The organism is Sphingomonas fucosidasi (genome assembly GCF_036663855.1).
Lineage (GTDB): Bacteria > Pseudomonadota > Alphaproteobacteria > Sphingomonadales > Sphingomonadaceae > Sphingomonas > Sphingomonas faeni_B.
The window spans coordinates 339,366-365,609 of the sequence record NZ_JAXOJR010000005.1 but is presented as its reverse complement, the minus strand read 5'-3'; the positions used below and the strand labels follow the sequence as shown (position 1 = coordinate 365,609).

General features: G+C 65.5%; 28 protein-coding genes. 16 read left to right on the top strand and 12 right to left on the bottom strand.

Features of this window, described 5'->3' with window-relative positions; genetic code table 11:
- Window positions 1–797: 797 nt before the first annotated feature.
- The 3 genes from U1737_RS11570 to U1737_RS11565 form a co-directional block, all read right to left on the bottom strand.
- Window positions 798–995: a hypothetical protein gene (locus tag U1737_RS11570; protein WP_248522437.1), complete on the bottom strand. Its 198-nt coding sequence runs from the start codon at window positions 993–995 to the stop codon at window positions 798–800.
- Between the two features lie 91 nt (window positions 996–1,086).
- Entirely contained in the window at window positions 1,087–1,422 is a 336-nt protein-coding gene (locus U1737_RS20745; protein ID WP_353460750.1) for a PilZ domain-containing protein, read from the bottom strand.
- 295 nt (window positions 1,423–1,717) lie between these two features.
- Window positions 1,718–2,278 (bottom strand): helix-turn-helix domain-containing protein, encoded by a 561-nt coding sequence (locus U1737_RS11565; protein WP_248522439.1) that lies wholly within the window; start codon window positions 2,276–2,278, stop codon window positions 1,718–1,720.
- 98 nt (window positions 2,279–2,376) lie between these two features.
- On the opposite strand from U1737_RS11565, the gene U1737_RS11560 reads away from it, so the two are divergent.
- The 3 genes from U1737_RS11560 (at window position 2,377) to U1737_RS11550 (ending at window position 4,649) form a co-directional block, all read left to right on the top strand.
- Complete coding sequence (locus U1737_RS11560; protein WP_248522441.1) at window positions 2,377–2,841, top strand: DUF6456 domain-containing protein; 465 nt, start codon at window positions 2,377–2,379, stop codon at window positions 2,839–2,841.
- Between the two features lie 231 nt (window positions 2,842–3,072).
- The gene (dapF, locus tag U1737_RS11555) at window positions 3,073–4,011 is read left to right on the top strand and encodes a diaminopimelate epimerase (RefSeq protein ID WP_248522443.1); all 939 of its coding nucleotides are present in this window, start codon (window positions 3,073–3,075) and stop codon (window positions 4,009–4,011) included.
- Window positions 4,012–4,094: 83 nt separating this feature from the next.
- Complete coding sequence (locus U1737_RS11550; RefSeq protein ID WP_332796880.1) at window positions 4,095–4,649, top strand: fasciclin domain-containing protein; 555 nt, start codon at window positions 4,095–4,097, stop codon at window positions 4,647–4,649.
- 223 nt (window positions 4,650–4,872) lie between these two features.
- Here U1737_RS11550 and U1737_RS11545 read toward each other — a convergent pair whose 3' ends face one another.
- Window positions 4,873–6,138 (bottom strand): NupC/NupG family nucleoside CNT transporter, encoded by a 1,266-nt coding sequence (locus U1737_RS11545; protein WP_332796879.1) that lies wholly within the window; start codon window positions 6,136–6,138, stop codon window positions 4,873–4,875.
- Window positions 6,139–6,277: 139 nt separating this feature from the next.
- Between U1737_RS11545 and U1737_RS11540 the strand changes: the two genes are divergently transcribed.
- From U1737_RS11540 to U1737_RS11515, 6 genes are all read left to right on the top strand, one after another.
- Complete coding sequence (locus U1737_RS11540; protein ID WP_248522448.1) at window positions 6,278–6,925, top strand: queuosine precursor transporter; 648 nt, start codon at window positions 6,278–6,280, stop codon at window positions 6,923–6,925.
- Window positions 6,926–7,074: 149 nt separating this feature from the next.
- Window positions 7,075–7,992: an acetylglutamate kinase gene (gene argB, locus U1737_RS11535; protein WP_248522450.1), complete on the top strand. Its 918-nt coding sequence runs from the start codon at window positions 7,075–7,077 to the stop codon at window positions 7,990–7,992.
- 387 nt (window positions 7,993–8,379) lie between these two features.
- Entirely contained in the window at window positions 8,380–8,682 is a 303-nt protein-coding gene (locus tag U1737_RS11530; protein ID WP_093398362.1) for a YggT family protein, read from the top strand.
- An 8-nt stretch (window positions 8,683–8,690) separates the two neighbouring features.
- On the top strand, window positions 8,691–9,002 hold the full coding sequence (locus U1737_RS11525; protein ID WP_332796878.1) for a DUF167 domain-containing protein: 312 nt from the start codon (window positions 8,691–8,693) through the stop codon (window positions 9,000–9,002).
- Window positions 8,999–9,874 (top strand): bifunctional methylenetetrahydrofolate dehydrogenase/methenyltetrahydrofolate cyclohydrolase FolD, encoded by an 876-nt coding sequence (folD, locus tag U1737_RS11520; protein ID WP_332796877.1) that lies wholly within the window; start codon window positions 8,999–9,001, stop codon window positions 9,872–9,874. The genes U1737_RS11525 and folD overlap by 4 nt, the downstream gene beginning before the upstream one ends.
- Window positions 9,871–10,491 carry a MarC family protein gene (locus U1737_RS11515; RefSeq protein WP_248522456.1) on the top strand — a complete coding sequence of 207 codons (621 nt, stop codon included), beginning with the start codon at window positions 9,871–9,873 and terminating at the stop codon, window positions 10,489–10,491. The genes folD and U1737_RS11515 overlap by 4 nt, the downstream gene beginning before the upstream one ends.
- Window positions 10,492–10,584: 93 nt before the next feature.
- On the opposite strand, the gene U1737_RS11510 is transcribed toward U1737_RS11515, so the two are convergent.
- Complete coding sequence (locus U1737_RS11510) at window positions 10,585–12,372, bottom strand: AcrB/AcrD/AcrF family protein (RefSeq protein WP_332796876.1); 1,788 nt, start codon at window positions 12,370–12,372, stop codon at window positions 10,585–10,587.
- Between the two features lie 124 nt (window positions 12,373–12,496).
- Between U1737_RS11510 and U1737_RS11505 the strand changes: the two genes are divergently transcribed.
- Both U1737_RS11505 and U1737_RS11500 read left to right on the top strand, forming a co-directional pair.
- Complete coding sequence (locus U1737_RS11505) at window positions 12,497–12,922, top strand: GtrA family protein (RefSeq protein ID WP_332796875.1); 426 nt, start codon at window positions 12,497–12,499, stop codon at window positions 12,920–12,922.
- A gap of 15 nt (window positions 12,923–12,937) precedes the next feature.
- A complete protein-coding gene (locus U1737_RS11500) occupies window positions 12,938–13,666 on the top strand; it encodes a class I SAM-dependent methyltransferase (protein WP_248522461.1) in 729 nt (242 codons plus the stop codon).
- Between the two features lie 140 nt (window positions 13,667–13,806).
- On the opposite strand, the gene U1737_RS20740 is transcribed toward U1737_RS11500, so the two are convergent.
- The 3 genes from U1737_RS20740 to U1737_RS11490 are packed head-to-tail and all read right to left on the bottom strand — an operon-like array spanning window position 13,807 to window position 17,173.
- Window positions 13,807–14,109: a hypothetical protein gene (locus U1737_RS20740; protein ID WP_432715071.1), complete on the bottom strand. Its 303-nt coding sequence runs from the start codon at window positions 14,107–14,109 to the stop codon at window positions 13,807–13,809.
- The gene (locus U1737_RS11495) at window positions 13,994–15,016 is read right to left on the bottom strand and encodes a glycosyltransferase family 2 protein (RefSeq protein WP_332796874.1); all 1,023 of its coding nucleotides are present in this window, start codon (window positions 15,014–15,016) and stop codon (window positions 13,994–13,996) included. Before U1737_RS11495 ends, U1737_RS20740 begins: the two co-directional genes overlap by 116 nt.
- 51 nt (window positions 15,017–15,067) lie before the next feature.
- Entirely contained in the window at window positions 15,068–17,173 is a 2,106-nt protein-coding gene (locus U1737_RS11490) for a RelA/SpoT family protein (protein ID WP_332796891.1), read from the bottom strand.
- A gap of 208 nt (window positions 17,174–17,381) precedes the next feature.
- Here U1737_RS11490 and U1737_RS11485 point away from each other — a divergent pair, with 208 nt between their 5' ends.
- Window positions 17,382–17,867, top strand: a complete 486-nt coding sequence (locus tag U1737_RS11485) for a winged helix-turn-helix transcriptional regulator (RefSeq protein ID WP_248522467.1) — start codon at window positions 17,382–17,384, stop codon at window positions 17,865–17,867.
- A 101-nt stretch (window positions 17,868–17,968) separates the two neighbouring features.
- Here the strand turns inward: U1737_RS11485 and U1737_RS11480 are convergent, their stop codons facing one another.
- Genes U1737_RS11480 through U1737_RS11470 form a run of 3 tightly spaced genes read right to left on the bottom strand, consistent with a single transcriptional unit; the run spans window position 17,969 to window position 20,393 of the window.
- Window positions 17,969–18,397, bottom strand: a complete 429-nt coding sequence (locus U1737_RS11480) for an acyl-CoA thioesterase (protein WP_332796873.1) — start codon at window positions 18,395–18,397, stop codon at window positions 17,969–17,971.
- 1 nt (window position 18,398) lies between these two features.
- Window positions 18,399–19,175, bottom strand: coding sequence for a sulfite exporter TauE/SafE family protein (locus U1737_RS11475; protein ID WP_332796872.1), 777 nt, complete (start codon window positions 19,173–19,175; stop codon window positions 18,399–18,401).
- A gap of 9 nt (window positions 19,176–19,184) precedes the next feature.
- Entirely contained in the window at window positions 19,185–20,393 is a 1,209-nt protein-coding gene (locus U1737_RS11470; RefSeq protein WP_332796871.1) for an LL-diaminopimelate aminotransferase, read from the bottom strand.
- Window positions 20,394–20,736: 343 nt separating this feature from the next.
- Here U1737_RS11470 and U1737_RS11465 point away from each other — a divergent pair, with 343 nt between their 5' ends.
- From U1737_RS11465 to clpS, 3 genes are all read left to right on the top strand, one after another.
- On the top strand, window positions 20,737–22,449 hold the full coding sequence (locus U1737_RS11465) for a PHA/PHB synthase family protein (protein WP_332796870.1): 1,713 nt from the start codon (window positions 20,737–20,739) through the stop codon (window positions 22,447–22,449).
- 102 nt (window positions 22,450–22,551) lie between these two features.
- Window positions 22,552–23,280, top strand: a complete 729-nt coding sequence (locus tag U1737_RS11460) for a phasin family protein (RefSeq protein WP_332796869.1) — start codon at window positions 22,552–22,554, stop codon at window positions 23,278–23,280.
- 191 nt (window positions 23,281–23,471) lie between these two features.
- A complete protein-coding gene (clpS, locus tag U1737_RS11455; protein WP_131587736.1) occupies window positions 23,472–23,810 on the top strand; it encodes an ATP-dependent Clp protease adapter ClpS in 339 nt (112 codons plus the stop codon).
- Between the two features lie 148 nt (window positions 23,811–23,958).
- Here clpS and U1737_RS11450 read toward each other — a convergent pair whose 3' ends face one another.
- Complete coding sequence (locus tag U1737_RS11450) at window positions 23,959–24,642, bottom strand: Crp/Fnr family transcriptional regulator (RefSeq protein ID WP_332796890.1); 684 nt, start codon at window positions 24,640–24,642, stop codon at window positions 23,959–23,961.
- 228 nt (window positions 24,643–24,870) lie between these two features.
- On the opposite strand from U1737_RS11450, the gene murA reads away from it, so the two are divergent.
- Complete coding sequence (gene murA / locus U1737_RS11445; RefSeq protein WP_248522475.1) at window positions 24,871–26,154, top strand: UDP-N-acetylglucosamine 1-carboxyvinyltransferase; 1,284 nt, start codon at window positions 24,871–24,873, stop codon at window positions 26,152–26,154.
- Window positions 26,155–26,244: the final 90 nt, after the last annotated feature.

Genomic DNA, 26,244 nt, shown 5'->3' with positions numbered 1-26,244 from the left:
CAGAACTCGAAAAGCAACGGTCGGGTTTAAACCTGACCGTTGCTTCACCCGCGCTCCTGCGCGACAACAACGGTCGGTCTCTGGTCGCAGCTGGATGAAAGGCGGGGGTCACGTCAAGATTTATCAGCTTCGCCCATCCGGGCATAGAAGTGATCTCGTCACCTCCATTGCCAGCATGCCCGAGGGATCTATTCTGATGATCCGTTCGATCGGTCGGTAAGCCTCGGCTGTGCGGACCATCTTGCCAGAAGGGCCCGTACCAGCCCACCCCCGCGAAAATAATCATTATGCCAGCGTTCGGCCCGAACGCGGCGTTGGGCGTCGTGCTTCCGACCGCTTGCGATAAGCCATACCGCGGCCCTGAGAACAATGATCAGTAGCGCCGCGGATAGGATAAGATCGGTTGTGCTAAATGCCGCCATTTGTTGTCGTTTTCCTACCAGTCTGCGAGCATCGTGAACCGCAATGGGCGAATTGACCACCTCGATCGTCGGCATCGACTGCCCAAGCTAGGATAAATCGAAGACCAATAGGCGCATAGATTGTATGCTCTGCGCGGCGGGTTTCCCACGCTGCCTGACCGGGCCCATTTGCTGGAGTGAAAGCAACTGGCTCCTTGTTCGCCAGAAAAACATGCCACTCAAAGGAGGAATGGGCGGCGATCGATCGCGCCAATGCGGCCGACGTAGAACGCATGTCCAACGCCCGCAAAAAACGCTGGGCGAGACTGACTTTAAGGTGCAAGCTCAGCGACCTCGCACCTGATATCGTGATGAGGAACGTCCGGAATTACGGGGTTAAATTTCGTCCGTTTCCATTTCCGACGTCAGAACGAGCTGCTCCCCGGCAGCTTCGCTGAATCCTGCCATCCACTCGGCGTATGCTATCGATCCGGCATAATACCGACAATCAGCGAGATTGCCTCCCGCGCGAGCAACGTCCTCCCCTTGGATATAGTAGAGAGACGCTCGCATCGAGATCGGTGTGTCGGCCATAGAAATGTTCCTCGGCGCACGAACGGTCAAAGATATGATTTGGTCCCCTCCACCTATTCTGGCGAGGAAGGGACCGAGTTTGGAGCGTAACTCAATCCACATCCGCCAGATGCAGAATATGGTTCACGACGGTCTCTGGGAGCGGGTTGGCCACATCAAAACCAAATTCCGCCATCTGCGCCCAAGCGACCCATCCCGAGTATCTAGCGAACGCCGGGACGTCGACCGCAAGAAACCGACCGAGCGTCGGTGGATATCCAGACCGGACTCGGAAGCCATGCGTCGAGACATCGACCATGGTCGCAGAGATCGGCTCACCTCCAGGGGCGATTAGGAATACAGGAAGGTGGATCGGGCGTCGCACGGCGACGCGCTCATCAAGGGGAAGCCGGTCGGGCTGAAACGCGGTGTGGGCATGCAAACTCATCGATCAATTGATGGCCGCAAAGGCTGAAAAGCTGGTTAACCACGCTTCAAGTCTCTGCTTTTGTACGATTCCCCTTAAGGTGCTATTTGATGAGCAAGGGCCGCAGGTCAGGTCCACATGTTCGCGAGGGTTGAACTGCGGTCCTCGATCCTTGCCAGCCGATGATGCGAGTACCGGGCAAGCTGGTGACACGAAATGCAGCGAGGGGGATCGGAGGGGGCGCATCAAAGGCGGTGCGGCCTGTTCCAAGGTCCAAGTGTGGTAAGGTCATCGCCGGTCCCCCCATAACAGATCGCTAGAGGTCGCGGACGAGCCGTGTGGCGACGGCCATCCAGGCGGGGTTTTCGATCGTTTGGGGCTGTGTGCCCGTGCCCAGCGGCAATAGCGTCATCTGGCCTTCGTATCTGATCAGTCGCCCGAACGCGAACCGCCCAGCCGGTTGCGGGACGAGCACGTCGCGGTTGAGCGCAGTCGCGAAGTTTTCCGGCGCCAGCATCGCGCACCAGATCACGTCGCCCGCGCGGTAGTCGCCGATCCCCCCCGCCACGGTCACCGCGATCTGGCCCGGCGCGACCTGCGGTGGAGGAACGGTCGTCGTTCGGCGCGGCGCGTGGACGCCGCGGCCATCGAGGATCGCGGTAACGGGCAGGTCGGCGCGGTCGGGCAGCGTCACCAGATCCCCCGCCTCGACGCCCAGCGCCGCGGCGATCCGGTTCAGCCACCCGACCGACACGGTGCGCGTGCCCGTCTCCAGCCGGCCGATCGTCTGTGCGGTGGTCGGCGGAACACAGCGCCGCGCGACATCCTCCAGCGTCAGGCCCTTGGCGCGGCGAACTTCGCGAATGGCCGTGATCATCGAAAAGCTCCAAACCAGATGGGTTATTCCTCTGTCCTACAACCGTGTCGATATGGCAACCGGCGTGACTGACTTGGAGCAACAACGGGAGACGGCAGATGCGCGAACTGGTGGAGCGATCGATCGACTCGGAGGGCGTTCCCCAGCTGGCGGGGGCACGGAGTGGGCGGGCGGTAACGGTCAATCTGGCCGAGTCGCCGCTCGGGTGGTTGCGGTCGCGCGGGCTGGTCGACGCGCGGCAGTTCGCGGCGGGGGAGCAGTTGCGCGCCGATTACGAACGCGCCTCGATCGCGCCGAGCGTGACAATGCGCTGGGCAGAGCGGGTCGATGGAGGCGGGCATGACGGGCTCGATCCGACATCCGCGCAGATCGCGGCGAAGCGCCGGTTCGACACCGCGATCGCCGCGGCGGGGCCGGGGCTCGCGGATATCCTGTGGCGCGTGGTCTGCGCGGGGGAGGGGCTGCCCGCCGCGGAGAAGGCGCTGCATTGGCCGGCGCGCGCGGGGCGGCTGGTCCTAACGCTGGCGCTCGATCGCCTGGCTGCGCATTACGGGATTGGGTAGCGCAGCGCTGCAACCGGTCGCTCAACCTCACGATCCTCCCCCGCCAGGGGGAGGTGGCGCCGGAGGCGACGGAGGGGGAGGACACGAAACAGCGGTTACTCTTTCCTCCCCCTCCGTCTGGCAAGGGCCAGCCACCTCCCCCTGGCGGGGGAGGATTGAAGGTCGACGATCCGGTCCGCCTCTTTCCGGTCCGCACTCGCTTTGCCCGCCCCGCAGCACTAAGTGGCGGGCATGCGCTTCGACCTCATCAAATGCCACGGCTCCGGCAACGACTTCCCCTTGATCGACGCGCGTGCGTCCACGCTCGACGACGCAGCCTGGGCGGCCGTCTCGCGCGCGCTGGCGGATCGCGACGGGCCGGTTGGCGGCGACGGTCTGTTGCTGCTCACCGCCGGCGACGAGAGCCACGCCTTCGGTATGCGAATGTTCAACTCCGACGGCAGCGAGTCCGAGACGTGCCTCAACGGCCTGCGATGCGTAGCGCGCGCCGGGTTCGCGGCAACCGGCACACAGACCGCTACGGCGCTACTCAAGACCAGCGATGCGGTCGTCGTACACGATGCCGACGTCGCGCCGGGGGTGTTCACGGTGCGCGAGATCGCAGGGCCGGCGTCGCTAGACGTCACTGCGTGGCCGATGGAGGCCGACGCGAATCGCATCGTCGACATGCCGATCCCCCGCTTGCCGACCGCCCGCGCCTTCACCGCCGTCGCCATGCCGAACCCCCATCTCGTGACGTTCGTGGATGCGATCGACGAAGCCGAACTCGTCCGCGTCGGTGAAGCATGCGAGGCCGCTCCCAACTGGCTCCCGAACCGCGCCAACGTCAGCTTCGTCGAGGTGCGTGGCGCCGACCTGTTCGTCCGCACCTTCGAGCGTGGCGTCGGTCTGACCGACAGTTGCGGCAGCGCGATGGCGGCGTCGACCTATGCCGCGTGCCTTACCCGGCGGATCGCCTACGACACGCCGACCACGGTCTTCAACAAGGGCGGCCTCGTTCGCGCCGAGGCGAGCGCAGCCGCGATGGTCACGCTATCGGGTAATGCGACGTTCGAATGGACCGGCTCGATCGATGTCGATCTCGCGACAGCGACGGCAAGCGACCTGGTCGTCACGACCCGGCACGACGAAGAGATCGCGGCTTGGGGCAGGCTTGTCGCAACGATCTGAAACGCGGCTGCATCATTCCTCCGATCCGGCCGTATCTTCCCGCAGAAGCGTCGGCCGACCGGCGCCGTGAAGGAGAGCATGCCGTGAATCCAATTTTTCGTACCGCGATCGTCGCCGCCGCCATCGCCCTCAGCGGCAGCGCGATCGTCGCCGCGCAGACCAATCCCATGGTCGGCGGCGCCGCGATGTATCCGACCAAGACGATCGTCGAGAACGCGGTCAATTCGAAGGATCACACGACGCTGGTCGCCGCGGTGAAGGCTGCCGGCCTGGTCGAGACGCTGTCGGGCCCGGGTCCGTTCACGGTGTTCGCGCCGACCAACGCCGCGTTCAAGAAGCTGCCCGCCGGCACCGTCGACACGCTGCTCAAGCCCGAGAACAAGACGCAGCTGTCCGCCGTGCTGACCTATCACGTCGTCCCCGGCACGATCACCGCCGCCGACATCGCCGCCAAGGCGAAGGCGAACGGCGGCACCGCGACCTACACGACCGTGCAGGGCGAGCCGCTGATGTTCATGAAGTCCGGCAGCGGCTGGGGCATCATGGACGGCAAGGGCCACAAGGGCCGTGTCACGATCGCCAACGTCATGCAGTCGAACGGCGTGATTCACGTCATCGACACGGTGATGCTGCCGTAATCGGCACCATTACGAAATACCTGCCTCGATCCCCCACGCGGTAGTGTCGTCGGGCCCGTTGCCGAGAGGTGACGGGCCCGATTGCGTTTGCGGGGCGCCGTCGTCTCGGTTCCGTCGTCTCACCCTCCCCCGTCATCCTGACGAAAGTCAGGACCCAGGGTGACAAGCGCTGCCCTTCGTGGCTCTGGGTCCTGACTTTCGTCAGGATGACGGAAAGGGGGACTCAGCCGATTAGCAGACCTGCAAGGGCCGCCGACATGAGGTTCGCGAGACTCCCTGCCGCCAGCGCGCGCAGGCCGAGCCTGGCGATCATCGGCCGCTGGTTCGGCGCAAGGCTCCCGGTCACCGCCATCTGGATCGCGATCGACGAGAAGTTCGCAAAGCCGCACAGCGAGAAGGTGATCACCGCGATCGTCCGCGGGCTCAGCCCCTGCTGCGTCCCGAGCGAGATATACGCGACGAATTCGTTCAGCACGATCTTCTGCCCGAACAGCCCGCCGGCGATCCCCGCCTCGCTCCACGGCACGTTCAGCAGGAACATGATCGGCGCGAAGACGTAGCCGAGCAGCCCCTGGAAGCTCAGCCCCGGGAGCCCGATCATGTTGCCGAGCCCGCCCAGCAGGCCGTTCGCCAGCGCCACCAGCGCGACGAACGCCAGTACCATCGCCCCGACCGCAACCGCCAGCCGCACGCCTGTCTGCGCGCCCTGGGCTGCGGCCATGATCAGGTTGGCGGGCTTTTCCTCGTCATGCGTCGCCTGCGGCATCGGCTCACCGGCGGACGATTCACCCGGCAAATCGCCGAGCGCGAGTTCGCCCTCGGGCGGCATGACGCGGTCGGGCATGATGATCTTCGCCATCAGGATCCCGCCCGGCGCGGCCATGAAGCTCGCCGCCAGCAGATAATCGATCCGGATCCCCATCGACGCGTACGCCGCGAGGATCGTCCCCGCGACGCCAGCCATGCCGCTGGTCATTACCGTGAACAGCTGCGCCGGGGTCAGTCCCGCCAGATACGGGCGGATGACGAGCGGCGATTCGCTCTGGCCGACGAAGATGTTCGCCGCCGCGCACAGCGATTCGACCTTCGAGACGCCGATGACCTTCTCGATCCCGCCGCCGACCCAGCGCACCACCAGCTGCATGATGCCGAGATAATAGAGGATCGAGACTAGGCTGGCGAAGAAAATGATCACCGGCAGCGCGGCGATCGCGAAGCTCTGTCCGCCGATCTCGGGCGTCGCCATCTTGCCGAACAGGAATTCGGTGCCCTTCTGCGAATAACCCAGCAGGTTGGCGACCCCGCCCGACATCTCGCCGAGCACCACCTTGCCGAAGCTCGAATACAGCACGAGCACCGCGATCCCGGCCTGCAACGCGAACGCCGCGCCGACGATGCGCAGGCGGATCGCGCGGCGGTCGCTCGACAGCAGCACGGCGATGCCCAGAATGACGGCGATGCCTGCAAGGCCGATGACTAGTCTTTCCATGGACGCCCTGCATTTTTGACTGACACGCGTGGCCCCCCGGCCGCGCAAGCGACCGACATGACACGCGAGCGCCGCACTCGCCAGTCATTTGAGGTCTAGTCATTTGACGGCGTGGCGGTTTTCGCTAGCGTCCCGCGCGATGGACAAACCACTTCCCGCGTTCCCGCGTTCGCTCTTCGTTTTCTCGGTCCTGTACGGCGGCATGGTGTGCATCGCCGGCGTGTTGGGGGTGAAGCAGGTCGCGCTCGGCCCGCTCGCGGTCGAGGCGGGGATCTTCGGCTTCCTGTTGCTGGTGGTGCTGAGCAGCGCGATTTCCGAGCTGCACGGCCAGAAGACCGCGACGTTCCTGGTGCGCCTAGGGTTCATCCCGCTGCTGGTGTCAGCGGCGCTGATCCATCTCGTGCTGGCACTGCCGCACGATCCGGGGATGTACCCGCCCGCGGTCGACGCATTCCCGATCGTGGTCGGGCAAAGCTCGCGGATGATGATCGCCGGGCTGATCTCCTACGGCATCTCGCAGACGCTCAACGTGCTGATCTTCTCGAAGCTGTCGGGACAGGTCGGCAGCGGCGAGGGCAAGCTCGTCTGGCTCCGCGGCATGATCGCGAGCATCATCTCGCAGATCATCGACACGATTTTGTTCATCACCATCTCGTTCCTCGGCGAACGGCCGATCCTCGCGTTGATGGAAGGGCAGATGCTGACCAAGGTCGTACTGTCGATCGTGCTGGTGCCGTTCCTGATCACCTTCTTCGTGCGATTGGGGCGGCGGCTGGACCGGGCATAACACTTTCTCCGTCATCCTGACGAAAGTCAGGACCCAGAACCGCAAGGGACCCCGTTCGTGATCCTGGGTCCTGACTTTCGTCAGGATGACGGAATTGGTGATACGCGGTGATGCTTTCGCTACCTCCCTTGACTGTCTAAGGGGTCGCCATGACCGATCACACGCCCGATCCCGCCCTGCTCGCCAAGGCGGAAACGCTCACCGAGGCGCTGCCGTATCTGCAGCGCTATGCCGGCAAGACGTTCGTCGTGAAATACGGCGGCCACGCGATGGGCGACCCCGAGCTGCAGCGCGATTTCGCCGAGGACATGGTGCTGCTGAAGGCGGTCGGCATCAACCCGGTGGTGGTACACGGCGGCGGCCCGCAGATCGGCGCGATGTTGAAGCGGCTCGGCGTCGAATCGCGCTTCGTCGACGGCCTGCGCGTCACCGATGCGGAAACCGCGCAGATCGCAGAGATGGTCCTCGCGGGCTCGATCAACAAGGAGATCGTCGGCTGGATCGGCCAGGCCGGCGGCCGCGCGGTCGGTATCTCGGGCAAGGACGCAGGCCTCGTGCTCGCGCAGAAAGTCGGCCACGGCCGCGAGCCCGACAAGCTCCAGGGTATCGAGCGGCACGTCGATCTCGGCTTCGTCGGCGAACCGATCGCGGTCGATCGGACGATCCTCGACACGCTGATCAAGGCCGACATCATCCCGGTGATCGCCCCGATCGGCATCGGCGCCGACGGGCACACCTATAACATCAATGCCGACACGATGGCGGGCGCGATCGCCGCCGCGATGGGCGCCGCGCGGTTCTTCCTTTTGACCGACATCGTCGGCGTGCTCGACAAGCAGGGCGAACTGCTCACCGATCTCGACCCTGCGCGGATCGCCGAACTGCGCGCCGACGGCACGGTGACCGGCGGCATGATCCCCAAGCTCGACACCTGCGTCGCGGCGGTCGAATCGGGCGTCGATGCCGCGGTCATCATCGACGGCCGCGTACCCCACGCGATGCTGCTGGAGATCTTCACCAAGCAGGGCGCGGGGACCTTGGTGAGCGCCAACGGGCGCCCGCGGTAACGCGCGACGGGTATCACCCTCACTACCGCCACGCCGTCATCCCAGCGAAAGCTGGGATCTCCCGGTTCTAGCCGCCCGCCTGCCAACGGGGATACCCCAGCTTCCGCTGGGGTGACGATAGGTGGGGTGACGATAGTCGGTCAGACGCGCGCGCGCGCGGCGGCGAAAACGACCGACATCACAGGGCTTCTCGTTCTTCACGCATCCCACACCCGTCATCCCAGCGAAAGCTGGGATCTCCCGGTTCGACCCGCGCACCCGCCAACCGGGATACCCCAGCTTTCGCTGGGGTGACGGGGTGGGGCTAGGGGGGCTATCGTCTAAGCAGGGCTTCTCGTTCTCCCCCCGCCACCTTATATCGGCAATACACCAGCGGAGACCCTTGCCTTGATCGCCCTTCTTCAGATCGTCCAGTTGCTGCTCAACCTCGTCTGGTGGGTCATCGTCATCCAGGCGATCCTGTCGTGGCTGATCGCGTTCAACGTCATCAACACGCACAGCGATTTCGTCCGCACGGTCTGGAACGCGCTGCAGAAGATCACCGAGCCGCTGTATCGCCCGATCCGCCGCATCCTACCCGATTTCGGGGCGCTCGATCTGTCGCCGCTGGTTGTGCTGCTGATCCTCTACATCCTGACTAACATCGTCATCCCGAACATCGCGCAGAACTACCTCGTCGCGGCCTATTGATCGGGCTATTGATCGGGCCGGCAGCCTGGCGCGCGGTCGATGACGGCCTCGCGATCGCCGTCCGGGTAACCCCGCGCGGCGGTCGCGACGCACTCGCCGCCGGAACGCCCGAGCATTTCGCCGCGCGACTGGCAGCAGCCCCCGTCGATGGCGCCGCGAACGCCGGGCTGGTCGCCCTAGTCGCCAAGACTTTCGGCGTACCCAAGCGCGCTGTGACGATCGTCGCCGGCGAAACCGCCCGGCTCAAGCGTCTGCACATCGCCGGCGACTCCACTACGCTGGCGGAAATCGCGTCCGCGCTCTATGGGCCGCGGGCATGAGCGCGACCATCATCGACGGCAAGGCCTTCGCCGCCGGCCTCCGGGCCCGTATCGCAGAGGGCGTCACCGCCTTCAGGGCACAGGCAGGCCGCGCGCCCGGCCTCGCCGTCGTGCTGGTCGGCGAGGACCCCGCCTCCAACGTCTATGTCCGCTCGAAGGGCAAGGCGACGCGCGAGGCCGGGATGGAAAGCATCGAGCACCGTCTCCCCGCCGACGTGCCCGCCGAAGACCTGCTCGCGCTGGTCGCGACGCTCAACGCCGACCCGACGATCGACGGTATCCTCGTCCAGCTGCCGCTGCCGAAGCATATCGACGAGCAGGCGGTGATCGCCGCGATCGACCCCGACAAGGACGTCGACGGCTTCCACCCGATCAACGCCGGCCGCCTCGCAACCGGCCTGCCGGGCTTCGTCCCCTGCACGCCACTCGGCTGCGTGATGCTGTTGAAGAGCGTGCTGCCAAGCTTGAGCGGGCTCGAGGCGGTCGTCGTCGGCCGCTCCAACATCGTCGGCAAGCCAATGGCGCAGCTGCTGCTCCGCGAAAGCTGCACGGTTACCGTCGTGCATAGCCGCACCAAGGACGTGCCCGCGCATATCCGCCGCGCGGACATCGTGGTCGCCGCGGTTGGCATCCCGCAGATGATCGAGGGCGACTGGCTCAAGCCCGGTGCGACCGTCATCGACGTCGGCATCAACCGCACCGACGCCGGCCTCGTCGGCGACGTCGATTTCGCCAGCGCGGTCGAGGTCGCGGGCGCGATCACGCCGGTGCCGGGCGGCGTCGGGCCGATGACGATCGCGTGCCTGTTGCGGAACACGCTGGTGTCTGCCGGCCGCCGCGAAGGCGTTATGATCGACGAGGCCGCGCTATGATCGAACTCTATATCTCGTCGCTGATCACCTTTTTCGTGGTCATCGATCCGCCCGGCTGCGCGCCGATCTATGCCGGACTGTCGGCGAGTGCCTCCGCCGAACAGAAGCGTGCGATGGCGATCCGCGCAGTCGGCGTATCCGCGCTGATCCTGTTCGTCTTCGCGCTGTTCGGCGAGGCGTTGCTCAAGGGCCTCGGCATCAGCCTTGCCAGCTTCCGGATCGCGGGCGGCATCATGCTGTTCCTGATCGCGCTCGAAATGGTGTTCGAAAAGCGTACCGAGCGCCGCGAGGACCGCGCCGCCAAGGTCGCGAACGATCCCGAGGTCGAGGACGTCTCGATCTTCCCGATGGCGATGCCAATGATCGCAGGGCCCGGCTCGATCGCGTCGGTGATGCTGTTGATGAGCCGCAACAGCGGCATCGAGCGCTCGCTGGTCGTGCTCGGCGCGATGGTGACGATCCTGCTGCTGACCTTGGTCGCGCTGCTTGCTGCCGGCCCGATCATGCGGATCCTCGGCGCAAAGATCGAGGCGGTGATCACGCGGTTGCTAGGCGTACTGCTGGCGGCGCTGGCCGTGCAGTTCGTACTCGACGGCCTGTCGGTGGTGCTGCGCTGATTCGTCATCCTGGGCTCGACCCAGGATCCAGAGCCAAGAGCGATATCGCCAATGGCTCTGGATCCTGACTTTCGTCAGGATGACGGGCTAAGGTCAGTCCACCTTGAACAACCGCAACGGCGACTGCGCCGGCAGCGGCAGAGGCGTCAGCCACCCCGGCACCTCGTTCTTCGCCATCTGCGCATAGAACCCCTTCGGGCTGCGCGCCTTGTAGTTCGTCGATTCCGCCGCGTTCGGGCACAGCAGCAGCATCGTCGCGCCGTGCCGCTTGATGATCGCGTGTGCCTGGTCCGGCGTCCCCCCGAACGCGTGCTGCACATCTAGGATAGCATCGCCGTTGCGGTGATACGGCCCCGCGATCGCGTCGTGATGCGTGATCGTGATCAGCCGCGGCCCCATGTCGACGAAGGTGAACACCGTCTGCGCCGGATACTTGTTCAGCGCGAGCAGCACGGTCGTCCGCAGGCAGTTGCCGGTCGCCGAATTGACGCGCTTCTCATACGGCTTCGGCCGGTCGATCGGCAGGTATTTGATCACCATCCCGGCGAACAGCCCTGACACGATTAGGAACGCCGCCACCGTCCCCAGCACGCGCACCGCAATCGATCGATTCCCGAGCAACCGCGGCAGGATCAGCCACCCGAGCGCCGTCGCCCCCGGAATCGCCAGCAACTGCGCCGCCGGCCCCGCGCGGACCTGCCACAACAGCATCGCGCACGCGAACGCAGTGAACAGCGCCACCGCCGCCCAGCCAACCGCACGGTCGTCGCGACGCCCCCGCCATGCCGCGAGGATCGCCCCGATCAATCCGATGATCGGCAGTGTCGCCAATGCGAACCCGACGCGGAAACTATGCTTGTAGATCGGCTTGGCCTCGCGGACATTGTCCAGCCAGTTGCGCTGCAACTCGGGCGAGATCCCCTCGGGCCGCCCCAGGCACTGCGGGAACACCAGCGCAAAGCCCGCAACGATCGCCGCACCCGCAACAACCGCCAGCGCCAGCCGCGCCCCCCGCGACGCCGGCCCGAACCGCGCGAGCAGAAACAGCAACATCCCCGCCGCAATCATCACGCTCAACCACACCGGCGTCAGCGCATCGCACCGCATCGCCTGGTTGGCATTCGACGCGAACAGCGCGAACCCGAGCGTGCTGCCACCACCGAGCGTCAGCGCGTAAATCGACAGCCGCTCCGCCTCGGCGCGGTCCCACACCCAGCGCAACGCGATGATCGCCCCCGCCATCGCCGCATAGGGCAGCAGTTCGAGGCCGATCGACAGCGACACCGCGCTGGCGATCCCGACCATCGCGCCACCGCGACGTCCGTTCGTGTCGCACAGGCCCGCGACCGTCAGGCTCAGCATCGCGAGCTGCCAGCCGTGGTGATCGATCCGCTCGGGCATGAACATCAGCATCGTGCCGGTCGCGCCGACCATGATCACCACGGCAAGCGGCCACGCGTAAGGGCTGATCAGCCGCCGCACGGTCGCGCCGATGCCGAGCATCGCAATCGACAACGGGAGCAATGGCGCGATCCCGCACGCCAGCCGCTCGGCCCAGCTGTTGGTGGTGAAGAGGCGGAAGAACAGGATCAGCCCCGCGATCGGCAGGTCGACGATCCGGCTCCAATGGATATCGAATCCGACCGGCGGGTTCAGCCGATAGTTGCGCAGATCATACCAGCCCTGGCCGTCGAGCAGCGCGCGGACCTGCATCAGCCGCATGTTGTCGTCGGTATCGCCAAGCGACAACCAGCGGATCTGCCCCCAGCGATCGAACATCGACCACGCCGCCACCGCCACCCAGGCGAGCAGCGTCAGCGCGATCCAATGCCGATCGAGTTCGTCCAGCAGCGTCCGCCGCTGAAGTGGTGCCTGATCCAAAACGCTTTCCTCCAGCCCGCACGCACTCTAGATGCGCGGGCGTATCTCAAGCGTCGCTCTATCGCGGTGCCCGTAAAGAACAAGGCACCGGCGCGATCGCCGGAGGGTAAAGAACAAGGCGGGCATGCAGGCGATTTGGCGACAAATGGAGCAGATGCGGTCGAGCGGGGTGCTCGGCCAGCTCGTGCGCTTCGGCATCGCCGGCGGGATTTCCAGCGTCGTGTACTCGCTCGTCTACCTGCCGCTGACCGCGTACGTCTTCCCGCCACGCCAAGCGGTGGCCGCGGTGCCGTTCGCGTTTGCCGTCGCGGTGGTGGTAGGCTTCTTCCTGCACAGCCGCTGGAGCTTCAAGGGGCACGCCAAGGAACCGGGGGCAGGGCGGCATTTCAAGTTCGTGATCGTCCAGGCCGCGGGGCTGAGTCTCAACGCGGTCATCACCTGGATCGGCACCGCGCTGCTTCATCTGCACCCGTGGATCCCGCTGATTCCCGCCGTTCTTCTTGCCGCTATCCTGAGCTTCGTGCTCAACCGTCTTTGGGTTTTCAACTGAAATGGCCGACACTTAATGGACCGCATCGTCTACGACCGGATGGCCGCCCATGATTCCACGCACTGGTGGTACCGCGCGCGCCGCGACATTCTCGCGGATTACCTGACCCGCTACGGCGCATTGCCGAAGGATGCGAAGATCCTCGAGATCGGCTGCGGCACCGGGCATAACCTGCCGATGCTGGCGGAATTCGGCGAGATCGATGCGATCGAGATCGACCCGGCTGCACGCGAGATCGCCAGCGAACGGCTCGGCAAGCCGGTCGGCGCCGCGCCCTTGCCCGAACTGCCGGGCGTGCCGCGGAAGCATTACGACCTGATCGCGGTGCTCGATGTGGTCGAGCATATCGAGGACGACGTCGCCGCGCTCAAGGCGATGGCGGATTGCCTCGCACCCGGGGGCAAGATCCTGATCGCTGTGCCGGCGCATGCGTGGCTGTGGAGCGCGCATGACGTCGTGAACCATCACCACCGCCGCTACTCGAAGGCGACGCTCAAGACGGCGATCGAGACCGCTGGCCTGAAACCGGAAAAGCTCGGCTATTTCAATTCGCTGCTGTTCCCATTGGCAGCGGCGGCGCGGATCGCGGGACGGATGACGGGCCGCGACGACAGCGACGATTCACCCCCACCGAAGCTGGTCAATGCGCTGTTCGAGAAGATTTTTCGTCTGGAGCGGCATCTGGTGGGGCGCATGCCGATGACGCCTGGTGTTTCGATCGTGACTCTGGCGGTGCCGCGGTAAGGCTGATCCTCCCCCGCCAGGGGGAGGTGGCTGGCAATTTGCCAGACGGAGGGGGCGGCAGGCGCCGACCCGTGCTCCGTGTCCTCCCCCTCCGTCGCTTCGCGCCACCTCCCCCTGGCGGGGGAGGATCGGCGGGGAATTCAGTACGAGGGGGCGGGGGATACGCCTCTTGGATTCCTGAATTTTCGAGGAAGCACCACCCCGGCGAAGGCCGGGGCCCAATTGGGGGACGTGGCCAACTGAGCACAGCACTTCGTTACTGCGACCTCTCCAATTGGGCCCCGGCTTCCGCCGGGGTGGTGTGAGGATCGGGATAGGCCGTGTTCGTCAGTCGAGACGACCCGGGAGGGAGCCGTCAGGCAGTCGCACCACTTCCACCGGCTCCGCACGGAATCCGAGTGTCGCCTTCCCCTGGATCGGGCCCGCCACGTCCGCGACGATATACAATGGCCGCCGTTTCGACTCGACGTACAGCCGCCCGAGATACTCGCCGATCATCCCCAGCACGAACATCTGCACCGCGCCCAGGAATACCGTGACGAGCATCGTCGAGGTCCAGCCCTGCACCGCGCTGCCCGAAAGCCAGCCGATCGCGATATACACGAACAGCAGCAGCGACACGCCGGTCAGCGCGAGCCCCGCATGGCTGGCGAAGCGCAGCGGTGCGGTCGAGAAGCCGGTGACGGCGTCGAACGCCAGCCGGATCATCTTCGCCAGCGGGTAGTTCGTCTCGCCCGCCAGCCGCTCGGCGCGGTCGTAGGGGAAGGGGACCTGCTTGAAACCGATCCAGGCGACCATGCCGCGGATGAAGCGGGCCTGCTCGGGGAGCGAGAGGAATGCATCCAGCGCGCGCCGGCTCATCAGGCGGAAATCGCCGGTGTCGAGCGGGATCGGCGTCTCGGTCATCCGTGTCAGCAGGCGGTAGAACGCGGCGGCGGTGGCCTTCTTGAAAACCGTCTCGCCTGCGCGCTGGCGGCGCACTGCGTAGACCACGTCGGCCTGGCTCGCCGCCATCGCCGCGCGCATGTCGGACAGCAACTCGGGCGGGTCCTGAAGGTCTGCATCGATGATCAGGATCTGCTCGCCCGCGCAGAGATCGAGGCCAGCGGTAAGTGCGAGTTGGTGGCCGTGGTTGCGCGACAGGTTGATCGCGACCAGCCGGGGATCGGCGGCGGCGAGGCGTTGCATCACGCCCCAGCTATCGTCGCGCGATCCGTCGTTGATCAGGACGATCTCGTAATCGTCGCCGACCGCGACCTTGGCCGCGCCGGAAATGCGCGCGTGCAGGATGTCGAGGCACGCCGCCTCGTTATAGCAGGGGACGACGATCGATAACGCGGGACGGTTCATCCGCGCCGTTTAGCGTCAATGGGAGTTGTAGGCAGCAATAATCAACAAACTCTACACCCGCTCCACGGTGTGCACCGCATCCGCCGCGCGCAAGCCGGCCATCAGCCGCATCAGCTGCTGCACGTCGTGCACCTCGACGTCGATCTCGTTGGTGTGGAAGCTCTTGTCGCGCGTATCGAGCCGCAAGTTGATGATGTTCGCCTTGTGCCCGCCGATGATCGTCGAGACGATGCCGAGCGACCCCGGCTCGTTCTTCACCATCACCGATATCCGCGCGACCGCACCCTCGGTCTCGTCGCCCCACGCGACATCCACCCAGTCGGTCTCGTTCTCGGAGCGTTCGGCGAGCTCGGCGAGCACGCGGCAGTCGATCGCATGGACCTCGATCCCCGCATCGGGCCGGCGCAAGCCGACAATCCGGTCGCCCGGTACCGGGTGGCAGCACGTGGCGAGGTCGTAGGCGACACCGGGAGTCAGCCCCTTGATCGAGATCGCGCTCGATTGCGGCGCCAGCGCATGCGTCACGTCCGCACCGGCCGAGCCCGGCATCAACGCCTCCATCACCGCTGCATCGGACAAGGTCCGCCGCGCGATCGCGACCATCAGCGACGATTCGTCGGGCAGCTTGAGCCGCTTCAGCGCATGGCTCAGCGCATCGGTGCCGATCTGCGCGGGCAGGCGGGTGACGATGTCCTCGTACAGCGTCTGGCCGAGTGCGGTCTGCTCGACACGTTCCTTCTGGCGCAGATGCCGGCGGATCGCGGCGAGCGCCTTGCCCGTCGTCGCGACGTTCAGCCATTGCGGCTGCGGCGACTGGCCCTTCGAGCGCAGGATCTGCACCTGGTCGCCATTTTCGATCACCGTCGACAGCGGCACGACGCGGCCATTGACCTTCGCGCCGACCGCCTGATCGCCGAGATCGGTGTGCACCGCGTACGCGAAGTCGATCGAGGTCGCGCCCTTGGGTAGCTGGATCAGCTCACCCTTCGGCGTGAACGCGAAGATGCGATCGGTGTACATCGCCATCCGCGTGTGTTCGAGCAACTCTTCCGGGCTCTCGGCGGTATCGAGGATTTCGACGAGGTCGCGAATCCAGCTCACCTGCCGGTCGCTGCCGTTGATCTGCTGCTTGTACGCCCAGTGCGCGGCGAGCCCGAACTCGGCCTGCGCATGCATGTCGGCGGTGCGGATCTGGATCTCGATCCGCGCGCTGTCGGCGTGGATCACCGAGGTGTGGAGCGACCGGTAGCCGTTGCGCTTGGGCGTCGAGATGTAATCCTTGAACCGGCCCGGCACCATCGGCCAGCGCTGGTGGATGATCCCGAGCACCCGGTAGCAATCCTCCTCCGTGGGCACGATCGCGCGGAACGCCATGACGTCGGAGAGCTGTTCGAAGCTGATGTGGCGTTCGGACATTTTCCGAAAGATCGAATAGGGGTGTTTTTCGCGCCCCGAGATCTCCGCCTCGACCCCGGCGCGTGACAGGACCAGCTTCAGGCCGGAGGCGATCTTGGCGATGCGGTCGCCGTCGCCCTTTTTCAGCTGTTCGAGGCGGCGGTTGATCGATTCGGACGCTTCGGGCTCGAGCTGTTCGAACGCGAGCGACTGCATCTCGCGCATGAACTCGTACATGCCGATCCGCTCCGCGAGCGGCGCGTAGATGTCCATCGTCTCCTTGGCGATGCGACGGCGCTTCTCGGGCTTCGAGATATGATGCAGCGTCCGCATGTTGTGCAGGCGGTCGGCAAGCTTGACCAGCAGCACCCGGATGTCGTCGGACATCGCCAGCAGGAATTTTCGCAGATTCTCCGCGGCGCGCTCGTTCTCGGTCTGCGCCTCGATCTTGCTGAGCTTCGTGACGCCGTCCACCAGCCGCGCGACCGAGGCGCCGAACAGCCGCTCGATCTCCTCGGGTGTGGCGACCGTGTCCTCGATCGTGTCGTGCAGGATCGCGGTCGCGATCGTCTCCGCATCGAGGTGCAGGTCGGTGAGGATGCCGGCCACCTCGATCGGGTGGCTGAAATACGGATCGCCGCTCGCACGCTTCTGCGACCCGTGCGCCTGCATCGAGAAGACATAGGCGCGGTTCAGCAGCGCCTCGTCGGCGTCGGGATCGTAGTCGAGGACGCGATCGACCAGTTCATATTGGCGCAGCACCCGCCATAGATGGGGCCGGGCGGGGACTTTTGGCAACAAAAAGCGTCGCATCACTGTGATCTAGTGGGCGATCCAGTGGGGGCCTCTGGGGGGGCGTCGGCAATTCGTTGGGCCAGTCGCGTATCCAGGGGCGTATAACGCAGGATAACCGGGGCGTTTCGCTTCGGCGGCTTATGCGGTACGTTCGCCCACGGACGAGGATGACGTGATGGGCAAATTGCGCGAACCATTGCTGGAATGCAGCCTGCCCGCCGCGCTGGAGGCGATGGGCGAGCGCTGGTCGTTCCTGATCTTGCGCGCCGCGTTCAACGGCCTGCATCATTTCGAGGAGTTCCAGTCGGAGCTGGGGATCGCGCGCAATATCCTGGCGAACCGGCTGGCGCGGCTGGTCGAGCATGGGATCCTGGAGCGGCAGCCTATTCCGGAGGACCGGCGCAAGATCGCCTACGGCCTGACCGACAAGGGCTTTGCGCTGCTGCCGACGATGATCGCGCTGCGGCAATGGGGCGAGCGCTGGGAGACGTGCGTGCCGGCGTTCCCGATTCTGGTCGACGCGCGCGATCGGCGGCCGTTGCAGCCGGTCTCGGTGCGGGCGCATGACGGGCGCGTGCTGGCGAAGGGGGATTTGATCTGGGCGCTGCCTGGGGAGATTGCGGGCGTGGAAGCTGAGGCGGCGGCCGAGGCGGCGGAGTAAAGCCTCATTCCGTCATCCTGACGAAAGTCAGGACCCAGAGCCATTAAGGCTGGCGTCGGTTACCCTGGGTCCTGACTTTCGTCAGGATGACGGAGGTGGTGTCAGCATGACAACGGCAATGCTTCCAACACCTCACGGATCGCGTCCGGAAGCGCCACCGCGCGGCCTGTTTCCAGATCGACATGCACGCTGACCATGGTGATCACCGTATGCAGATCCCCGGTCTCCGCATGCGCGAGTTCGAAGCGTTTGGTCAGGCTCGTCGTACCAAGCTTCTCGATCCGCACGAACGCTTCCACCGTATCGCCGAGGCGGAACGGCTTGAGGTAATCGATCTCCGTCCGCCGCACGTTGAACTCGGTGGTCGGCCAGACATCCGGCAGCGCCTCCGCGATCCCGGTCCATTCCCAGAACTCGGTGACCGCGACGTCGGCATATTCGAGATAGCGCGAGTTGAAGACGATGCGCTGGCCGTCGATCTCGGCATAGCGCACGCGGAGTCGCGTAGAGAAGGCGAAGCCCGGCCGCATGTCAGAAGATCAGCTTCACGCCGACCAGCGCCAGCACGGTCGCCAGCACCGGGACCAGCACCCGGTCCGAGACGCGCGTGGCGATCAGGCTGCCGACGATGATGCCGGGGATCGAGCCGATCAGCAGCGACACTAGCAGGTCGACGTCGACCGAGCCGAGGATCCAGTGGCCGATCCCGCCGAGCAACGTCAGCGGCACCGCGTGCGCGATGTCGGAGCCGACCAGCCGGTTGATCGGCAGCGTCGGGTACAGGATCAGCAGCGCGGTCATGCCCAGCGCGCCCGCGCCGACCGAGGTAAGGGAAACGAGAACGCCGAGGACCGCGCCGAGCAGGATAGTCAGCATCGCCTGACGCTCGCCGCCGACGGTGCCCACGCGAGGGGTCAGCCACGCGACGATCTTGCCGCGAAAGAAGGTCGCGACCGCCGACAGGATCAGCGTCACGCCGAGCACCACGGTGATCGCATGCCCGGTATCGGACGATTTCTCGCCGAGATGGTTGAGCACGAGCAGAGTCGCGATCGCCGCGGGGACGCTCCCGGTCGCGAGCCGGCGCACCACGCGCCAGTCGACCGTGCCGCGCCAGCCATGCACCGTCGTCCCGACCGTCTTGGTCGCCGACGCGTAGAGCAGGTCGGTGCCGACAGCGGTGGCGGGGTGGAAGCCGAAGACGAGCACCAGCAGCGGCGTCATCAGCGAACCGCCACCGACACCCGTCAGCCCGACGATGAGGCCGACGAGCACGCCGGCCACCGAATATAACGGATTGATATCCACGCTGGCGGGTTAGCCGGCGCCACGTGCGGGCGTGTTGATGCCCATCGACTGGAGATATTTCTTCACGTTGCGCGCCGCCTGGCGGAGCCGCTGTTCGTTCTCGACCATTGCGATCCTCACATAGCCCTCGCCGTTTTCGCCGTAGCCGACCCCTGGGGCAACGGCGACGTGCGCGTGAGTCAGCAATTGTTTGGTGAACTCAAGGCTGCCTAAATGCGCGAGTGCGGGGGGTAGCGGGGCCCAGGCGAACATCGACGCGCGGGGGCTCGGGATGTCCCAGCCGGCTCGGCCGAAGCTCTCGACCAGCACGTCGCGGCGCTTGTGATAAAGCTGACGGTTGCGCTCGACGATGTCCTGCGGGCCGTTGAGCGCGGCGCAGGCGGCGGCCTGGATCGGCGTGAACGCGCCGTAATCGAGGTACGACTTTACCCGCGTCATCGCCGCGATCAGCGTCTTGTTGCCAACCCCAAAGCCCATCCGCCAGCCGGCCATCGAATAGGTCTTGCTGAGCGAGGTGAACTCGATCGCAACGTCCTTCGCGCCCGGGACCTGGAGGATCGAGGGGGTCGGCTTGCCGTCGAAATACAGCTCCGAATAGGCGAGATCGGAGATCACCCAGAGCTTGTGCTTCTTGGCGAACGCGACGACGCGCTCGTAGAAGGCGAGGTCGGCGACCTCGGCAGTCGGGTTCGACGGATAGCCCATCACCAGCACCGATGGTGCGGGGACTGTGAACGCCATCGCGCGCTCGAGGCTCTCGAAATACGCCTCGTCGGGCGTGGTCGGCACCGCGCGGATCGTCGCGCCGGCGATGATGAAACCGAAAGTGTGGATCGGATAGGACGGGTTGGGCGCGAGCACGACGTCGCCGGGCGCGGTGATCGCGGTGGCGAGACTCGCGAGGCCCTCCTTCGAGCCCATCGTGACGACGACTTCGGTCTCGGGATCGACGTCGACGCCGAACCGGCGACCGTAATAGTTCGCCTGAGCCTTGCGCAGGCCTGGGATGCCCTTCGACTGCGAATAGCCGTGCGCGCTGGGTTTACGCGCGACTTCGACGAGCTTCTCGATGACGTGCTCGGGCGGCGGCAGGTCGGGATTGCCCATGCCGAGATCGATGATGTCCTCCCCGCCCGCGCGCGCCGCCGCCCGCATCGCGTTCACTTCGGCGATGACGTAAGGTGGCAAGCGTTTGATGCGGTAGAAGTCTTCGGACATGATCAGCCTCAAGCTGGAGGAGCGGGTGCTGTACCGCAGGTGAGGGGAGGCGTCACCCACTCCGTACCGCCGCGTTCGTCACCTCCGATTTAGTCGTGATTCCATTTCCCAAACCCGTCACCCCAGCGAAAGCTGGGGTCTCCCTGTTGTCGAAGGGTGTGGCCCGAACCGGGATACCCCAGCTTTCGCTGGGGTGACGGCTTTTGTTGCGGGCGACGGACTTTACTCGGGTGGCGGGCTTTGTTGCGCGTGACGGTAGAGGCGAGTGACGGCAGGGGCGGGTGACAGTCGGCTTCCGCTGACAGCACACCTGCGTTAAGCTCCGGAAAAAGCAGAGGACGTCATGGCCGAAACTCCTCCTACCCCGAGCTTGCCCGATCTCCAGCATTGGACTTGGGTGATGGGCCGTGCGCAGCAGATGATGATGGAGCAGGGGCTCGCCGCGATGCAGCCGCCGGCCGAGACGATTCCGGTCATTCCCGGCTTCACCGACCCCGCCACGCTGGAACGCGCGCGCGATTTCTGGACCGAGAGCCTGACATTGTGGCAGCGGTTTCTCGATCCCGCCAAGGCGCCCGAGCCCGCCCCCGTCACCGACAAGCGCTTCAAGGCGCCGCAGTGGCGCGAACCCGTGTTCGACCTGATCCGCCAGAGCTATCAACTCATTGGCGACCACATGCTGCGCGGCGTCGAGGCGGTCGACGGGCTCGACCCGAAGCAGAAGGAGCAGTTGCGGTTCGCGACCAAGGGGTTCGTCGACGCGATGAGCCCGACCAATTTCGCGCTGACCAACCCGCAGGTGATCGAGAAGACGATCGAGACGCGCGGCGAGAATCTGCTCAAAGGCCTGCAGAACATGATGGCGGATCTTGCCCGCGGGCAGGTGACGCATACCCCCGACGGTGCGTTCGAACTCGGCCGCAACCTCGCGATGACACCGGGCAAGGTGATCAAGCGCACGCCGCTCTACGAACTGATCCAATACAGCCCGACCACCGACAAGGTGCTGGCGACGCCGCTCGTGATTTTCCCACCGTGGATCAACCGGTTCTACATCCTCGATCTGACACCGGAGAAGAGCTTCATCCGCTGGGCGGTCGAGCAGGGCATCACGGTGTTCATGGTGTCTTGGAAATCCGCCGATGCGAGCATGAAGGACGTGGTCTGGGACGATTATGTCGGCGCGCAGGTCGAGGCGATCGACACCGTCCGCGACGCGCTCGACGTGCCGGCGGTGCACACGATCGGCTATTGCGTGGCGGGCACGACGCTCGCCGCGACGCTCGCGCTGCTGGCGGCGCGCGGGCAGGCGGAAAAGGTGGCGAGCGCGACGTTCTTCACCGCGCAGGTCGATTTCGCGCAGGCGGGCGAGTTGCAGCATTTCATCGACGACGAGCAGCTCAAGATGGTCGCGTCGCTGTCGCCCGAGGGGTTCCTCGACGGGCGTTATATGGCGACGACGTTCAACCTGTTGCGCGGGCGCGACCTGATCTGGAACTACGTCACGCAGAACTACCTGCTGGGGCAGGATTACGTGCCATTCGACCTGCTCCACTGGAACGGCGACACGACCAACCTGCCGGCGAAATGGCACTTAAGCTATCTGACCGACCTGTACCGCGACAATCTGCTGGTAAAGCCGGGCGCTATCAGCGTCGACGGCACGCCGCTCGATCTCACCAAGGTCAAAACGCCGAGCTATGTCCAGGCCGGGCGAGAGGATCATATCGCGCCGGCGGAGAGCGTCTGGAAGCTGACTCAGCTATTCGCCGGACCGTTGAAGTTCGTGCTCGCGGGATCGGGGCACATCGCCGGAGTCGTGAATCCCCCGGCGGCGGGCAAGTATCAGTTTTGGACCAATCCCTCGGCGCATACGACGCTCGAGGACTTCGTCGCAGGGGCGACCGAGACCAAGGGAAGCTGGTGGCCCGACTGGGTCGAATGGGTCCGCGCGATCGACCCGAAAACCGTTGCTGCCAAGGGGGTTAGGCATCCCGGCAAAGGAGCCCTTGCGCCGCTCGGCGATGCCCCCGGCGAGTATGTAAAAACCCGATAGCGCTACTTTCCGTTAACGTCATGGTGCGCTGCACAATTTAATTGTGCGGCGCCACGAATCGTGTACAAAGACCGCGACATAACTCCGAAGAGAGGTGCGTGGATGGTGGATATCGTGAAACGGACGGCCAAGGCCGGTTCGAAGCTTGCCGCCGCCGCGAAACCGGTGGCTGCCGTGAAGGCCGCGACCGCCAAAGCCTCCGCCCGGACTGTCGCCAAGCCGGCGAAACCGGCACCCGAGCCGATCGCCAAGACGTCGGCACCTCAACCTCTCGCGGCTGCTTTTGTATCGCCGCACCCGGACATTCCCGCCCCGATTCCGGCCACCGCGCCAACGGGGATCCCTGCCAGCGAAACAAAGGACGCCACGATGGACACGATCCAGAGCATCACCGAGAAGACCAAGGCCCTGTTCAGCAACGGGTTCACGGGCGCCAACACCGCCGAGTATACCGAGCAGGCCAAGGGCGCGATGGAGAGGTCGGCGAAGATGGCGGAAGATTTCGTCGCATTCGGCAAGGGCAACATCGAGGCGCTGGTCGAATCGTCGAAGATCGCCGCGAAGAACGTCGAGGCGCTTGGCCAAGAAGCGGCCGAGTACGCCAAGACCTCGTTCGAGAGCGCGACCGAAGCCGCCAAGACGCTCGCCGCCGCCAAGTCGCCGACCGAGTTCATGAAGCTCCAGGGCGATTATGCGCGCACCGCGTTCGACACGATGATCGCCGAAGGCTCGCGCTCGACCGAGCGGATGCTCAAGATGTTCGGCGAGTTCGCGCAACCGATCTCGAACCGCGTCGCGGTCGCGACCGACAAGATGAAGATCTCGGCGTAAGTCGATAGCGCCACGCCTTCGGGCGGTGCGACGAGAAGGGGGCGGCCGTCATGCGACGGTCGCCCCTTTTTCGTTTGCGGATTTCGCGCGGATTTCGCGTGGGGTGTGCGGGCGCCCCCTTGCCCTTGCCCCCCGGCATGCCATATTTTGGCAGCATGGTGTTGACCCCAGAAATGAAGCTGGCCGTAATGATGGCTGAGCGCCGCGACGATGGTGGCGAGGATGGCAATGACGGCACCGGTGCCGGCATCGCGACCAAAACGCGCGCAAAGACCAAACAGCCGACGCCGTACCGCGTGCTGATGCTCAACGACGACTACACGCCGATGGAGTTCGTCGTGTTGTGTCTCCAGCGCTTCTTCCGCATGGACATGGAGGCCGCGACGCGCGTGATGCTGCATGTCCACCAGAAGGGCGTCGGGGTCTGCGGGACGTTCAGCTACGAGGTGGCCGAGACCAAGGTGTCCCAGGTCATGGATTTCGCCCGCCAGAACCAGCATCCGCTGCAGTGCACGCTCGAGAAGGCGTGAACGGCTGATACCCCCGATCCTCCCCCGCCAGGGGGAGGTGGCACCAAAGGTGTCGGAGGGGGCGGTAAACGATGACCTCCGCTCCGTGTCCTCCCCCTCCGTCTGGCAAGAGCCATCCACCTCCCCCTGGCGAGGGAGGATCGAGAGTCTAGCGCGCTGGCGGCAACCAGCGCAGGTCGAGGCCATCGAACCGGTCGATGTAATTCGCCGCCTGCGCCAATTGCACCTCGTTGAGCAGGGTCACCCGGCCCGCCTCGCGCCGGATCAGGCCATCCTCCTCGAGTTGTCGCAGCATCCGGTTGACGTGCACCGCGGTCAGCCCGGTGGCGTCGCCGATCTCCTCCTGGGTCAGACCGAGCGTAAAGCTGTTGCCGAGCGCGTGGTCGCGCAGCCGCATCCGGTTGCGCATCTCGATCAGCAGCGCCGCGATCCGTGCCTTGGCCGAGGTACGGCCGAGCGCGGCGAGCCGGTCGGTCAGCGCCACCTTCTCCATCTGGTTCATCACCATGATGATCGCCGACAGCCGCGGATGATCGGTGACCAGTGCGGTCATGGCCGCGCGATCGAACGGGCACACTGTGCAATCGGTCAGCGCGACCACCGTCTCGGGCGAGTCACGATAGACGAGCGCGGACACCGCCAGCATGTCGCCGGCATAGAGGAAGCGGAGGATCTGGCGGCTGCCGTCGTCGAGCAGCACATAGCTCATCGCCATGCCGCGCTGGAGGATGAAGAGTTCGGACTGGGGATCGTTCTCCCGCAGCAGGATCGCACCACGACGCAGTTCGCGCGGGCGCTCCTCAAACCGCGCTAGCGCAGCCCTTTCGTTCATCGACAGGTCGATGAGATCGCCGACGCGGTCGGCGAAGCAGCTGTCCGGCACTCTGAAATGGTCCCCCATGTTGGTGGAGACACAGAGCAAAGCTATGATTCCCGCGCATTAAAGTCGATCAAGCGCGGGCATTAGCGCGACCCGGACTTTGGCTCCTCTCGTCGCCTCCCGGCATGTCGCGGCGTGCGGGCCCCTTGCGCGGACCGCCAGCCGCGATAGACACCCGGGATGGACCGTATTCTCATTCGTGGCGGCAATCGCCTGTCCGGGCGCCTGCCCATTTCCGGTGCGAAGAACGCCGCGCTCACGCTGATGCCGTGCGCGTTGCTGACCGAAGAACCGCTGACGCTGCGCAACCTGCCGCGGCTGGCGGACGTCGACGGCTTCGGCCATCTGCTCAACCAGCTCGGCGCGTCGACCGCGATCCAGGGGACGCGGCCGGAGGATTTCGGCCGGGTGATGACGATCCGCGCGGGCAATCTGACCTCGACCGAGGCGCCGTACGACATCGTGCGGAAGATGCGCGCGTCGATCCTGGTGCTCGGGCCGCTGCTCGGGCGTGGCGGCGAGGCGACGGTGTCGCTGCCGGGGGGGTGCGCGATCGGCAACCGGCCGATCGATCTGCATCTGCGCGCGCTCGAGGCGATCGGTGCCGAGCTCGAGATGGCGGCGGGCTATGTAAAGGCGATCGCGCCGGGTGGACGCCTGCCGGGTGGGCGTTTCCGCTTCCCGATCGTGTCGGTCGGCGCGACCGAGAACGTCGTGATGGCCGCGGTGCTCGCCAAGGGTACGTCGGTGATCGAGAACGCCGCGCGCGAGCCCGAGATCGTCGACCTGTGCAACTGCTTGGTCGCGATGGGTGCGTCGATCGACGGGATCGGCACCGAGACGCTGACGATCGAGGGCCGCGACCGGCTGCACGGCGCGACCTATGCGGTGATGCCCGACCGGATCGAGGCGGGCAGTTACGCGTGCGCCGCGGCGATTACGGGTGGCGACCTGGAGTTGGTCGGCGTGGCAATCCCGGACATGGGCGCGACGATCGATGCGCTGGTCGAGGCCGGCGTTTCGGTGACGCCCACCAAGGGCGGCGTCCGCATCGCCTCTGACGGCAAGCTGAAACCCCTGACCCTCTCGACCGCGCCCTACCCCGGATTCGCGACCGACATGCAGGCCCAATTTATGGCAATGCTTTGCATGGCCGACGGCGCCAGCGTCCTCACCGAAACGATCTTCGAGAACCGCTACATGCACGTGCCGGAACTGGCGCGGATGGGGGCGGATATCCAGGTACGTGGGCGGACCGCGGTGGTGCGCGGCGTCGACAAGCTGGTCGGGGCGCCGGTGATGGCGACCGACCTGCGCGCGTCGATGAGCTTGATCCTGGCGGGGCTTGCGGCGGATGGCGAGACGTCGGTGGGCCGGGTGTATCATCTCGACCGCGGGTATGAACGGTTGGAGGAGAAGCTGTCGGCGGTTGGCGCGGATATCGAGCGCGCCAGCGACGGGTGAGGCTGGACCTTTCCACCACCCCGGCGGAGGCCGGGGCCCAATTGGAAAGGTCGTCCTGATACGCGCGTAGCATCGTTGCTAAGGCAGTTC

Bases quoted from the DNA above. Each gene is read 5' to 3' on its own strand.
- U1737_RS11570 (WP_248522437.1), bottom strand. From the start codon at position 995: ATGGCCGACACACCGATCTCGATGCGAGCGTCTCTCTACTATATCCAA.
- U1737_RS20745 (WP_353460750.1), bottom strand. From the start codon at position 1,422: ATGAGTTTGCATGCCCACACCGCGTTTCAGCCCGACCGGCTTCCCCTT.
- U1737_RS11565 (WP_248522439.1), bottom strand. From the start codon at position 2,278: ATGATCACGGCCATTCGCGAAGTTCGCCGCGCCAAGGGCCTGACGCTG.
- U1737_RS11560 (WP_248522441.1), top strand. From the start codon at position 2,377: ATGCGCGAACTGGTGGAGCGATCGATCGACTCGGAGGGCGTTCCCCAG.
- dapF (WP_248522443.1), top strand. From the start codon at position 3,073: ATGCGCTTCGACCTCATCAAATGCCACGGCTCCGGCAACGACTTCCCC.
- U1737_RS11545 (WP_332796879.1), bottom strand. From the start codon at position 6,138: ATGGAAAGACTAGTCATCGGCCTTGCAGGCATCGCCGTCATTCTGGGC.
- U1737_RS11540 (WP_248522448.1), top strand. From the start codon at position 6,278: ATGGACAAACCACTTCCCGCGTTCCCGCGTTCGCTCTTCGTTTTCTCG.
- argB (WP_248522450.1), top strand. From the start codon at position 7,075: ATGACCGATCACACGCCCGATCCCGCCCTGCTCGCCAAGGCGGAAACG.
- folD (WP_332796877.1), top strand. From the start codon at position 8,999: ATGAGCGCGACCATCATCGACGGCAAGGCCTTCGCCGCCGGCCTCCGG.
- U1737_RS11515 (WP_248522456.1), top strand. From the start codon at position 9,871: ATGATCGAACTCTATATCTCGTCGCTGATCACCTTTTTCGTGGTCATC.
- U1737_RS11505 (WP_332796875.1), top strand. From the start codon at position 12,497: ATGCAGGCGATTTGGCGACAAATGGAGCAGATGCGGTCGAGCGGGGTG.
- U1737_RS11500 (WP_248522461.1), top strand. From the start codon at position 12,938: ATGGACCGCATCGTCTACGACCGGATGGCCGCCCATGATTCCACGCAC.
- U1737_RS11495 (WP_332796874.1), bottom strand. From the start codon at position 15,016: ATGAACCGTCCCGCGTTATCGATCGTCGTCCCCTGCTATAACGAGGCG.
- U1737_RS11485 (WP_248522467.1), top strand. From the start codon at position 17,382: ATGGGCAAATTGCGCGAACCATTGCTGGAATGCAGCCTGCCCGCCGCG.
- U1737_RS11480 (WP_332796873.1), bottom strand. From the start codon at position 18,397: ATGCGGCCGGGCTTCGCCTTCTCTACGCGACTCCGCGTGCGCTATGCC.
- U1737_RS11470 (WP_332796871.1), bottom strand. From the start codon at position 20,393: ATGTCCGAAGACTTCTACCGCATCAAACGCTTGCCACCTTACGTCATC.
- U1737_RS11465 (WP_332796870.1), top strand. From the start codon at position 20,737: ATGGCCGAAACTCCTCCTACCCCGAGCTTGCCCGATCTCCAGCATTGG.
- U1737_RS11460 (WP_332796869.1), top strand. From the start codon at position 22,552: ATGGTGGATATCGTGAAACGGACGGCCAAGGCCGGTTCGAAGCTTGCC.
- clpS (WP_131587736.1), top strand. From the start codon at position 23,472: ATGGCTGAGCGCCGCGACGATGGTGGCGAGGATGGCAATGACGGCACC.
- U1737_RS11450 (WP_332796890.1), bottom strand. From the start codon at position 24,642: ATGAACGAAAGGGCTGCGCTAGCGCGGTTTGAGGAGCGCCCGCGCGAA.
- murA (WP_248522475.1), top strand. From the start codon at position 24,871: ATGGACCGTATTCTCATTCGTGGCGGCAATCGCCTGTCCGGGCGCCTG.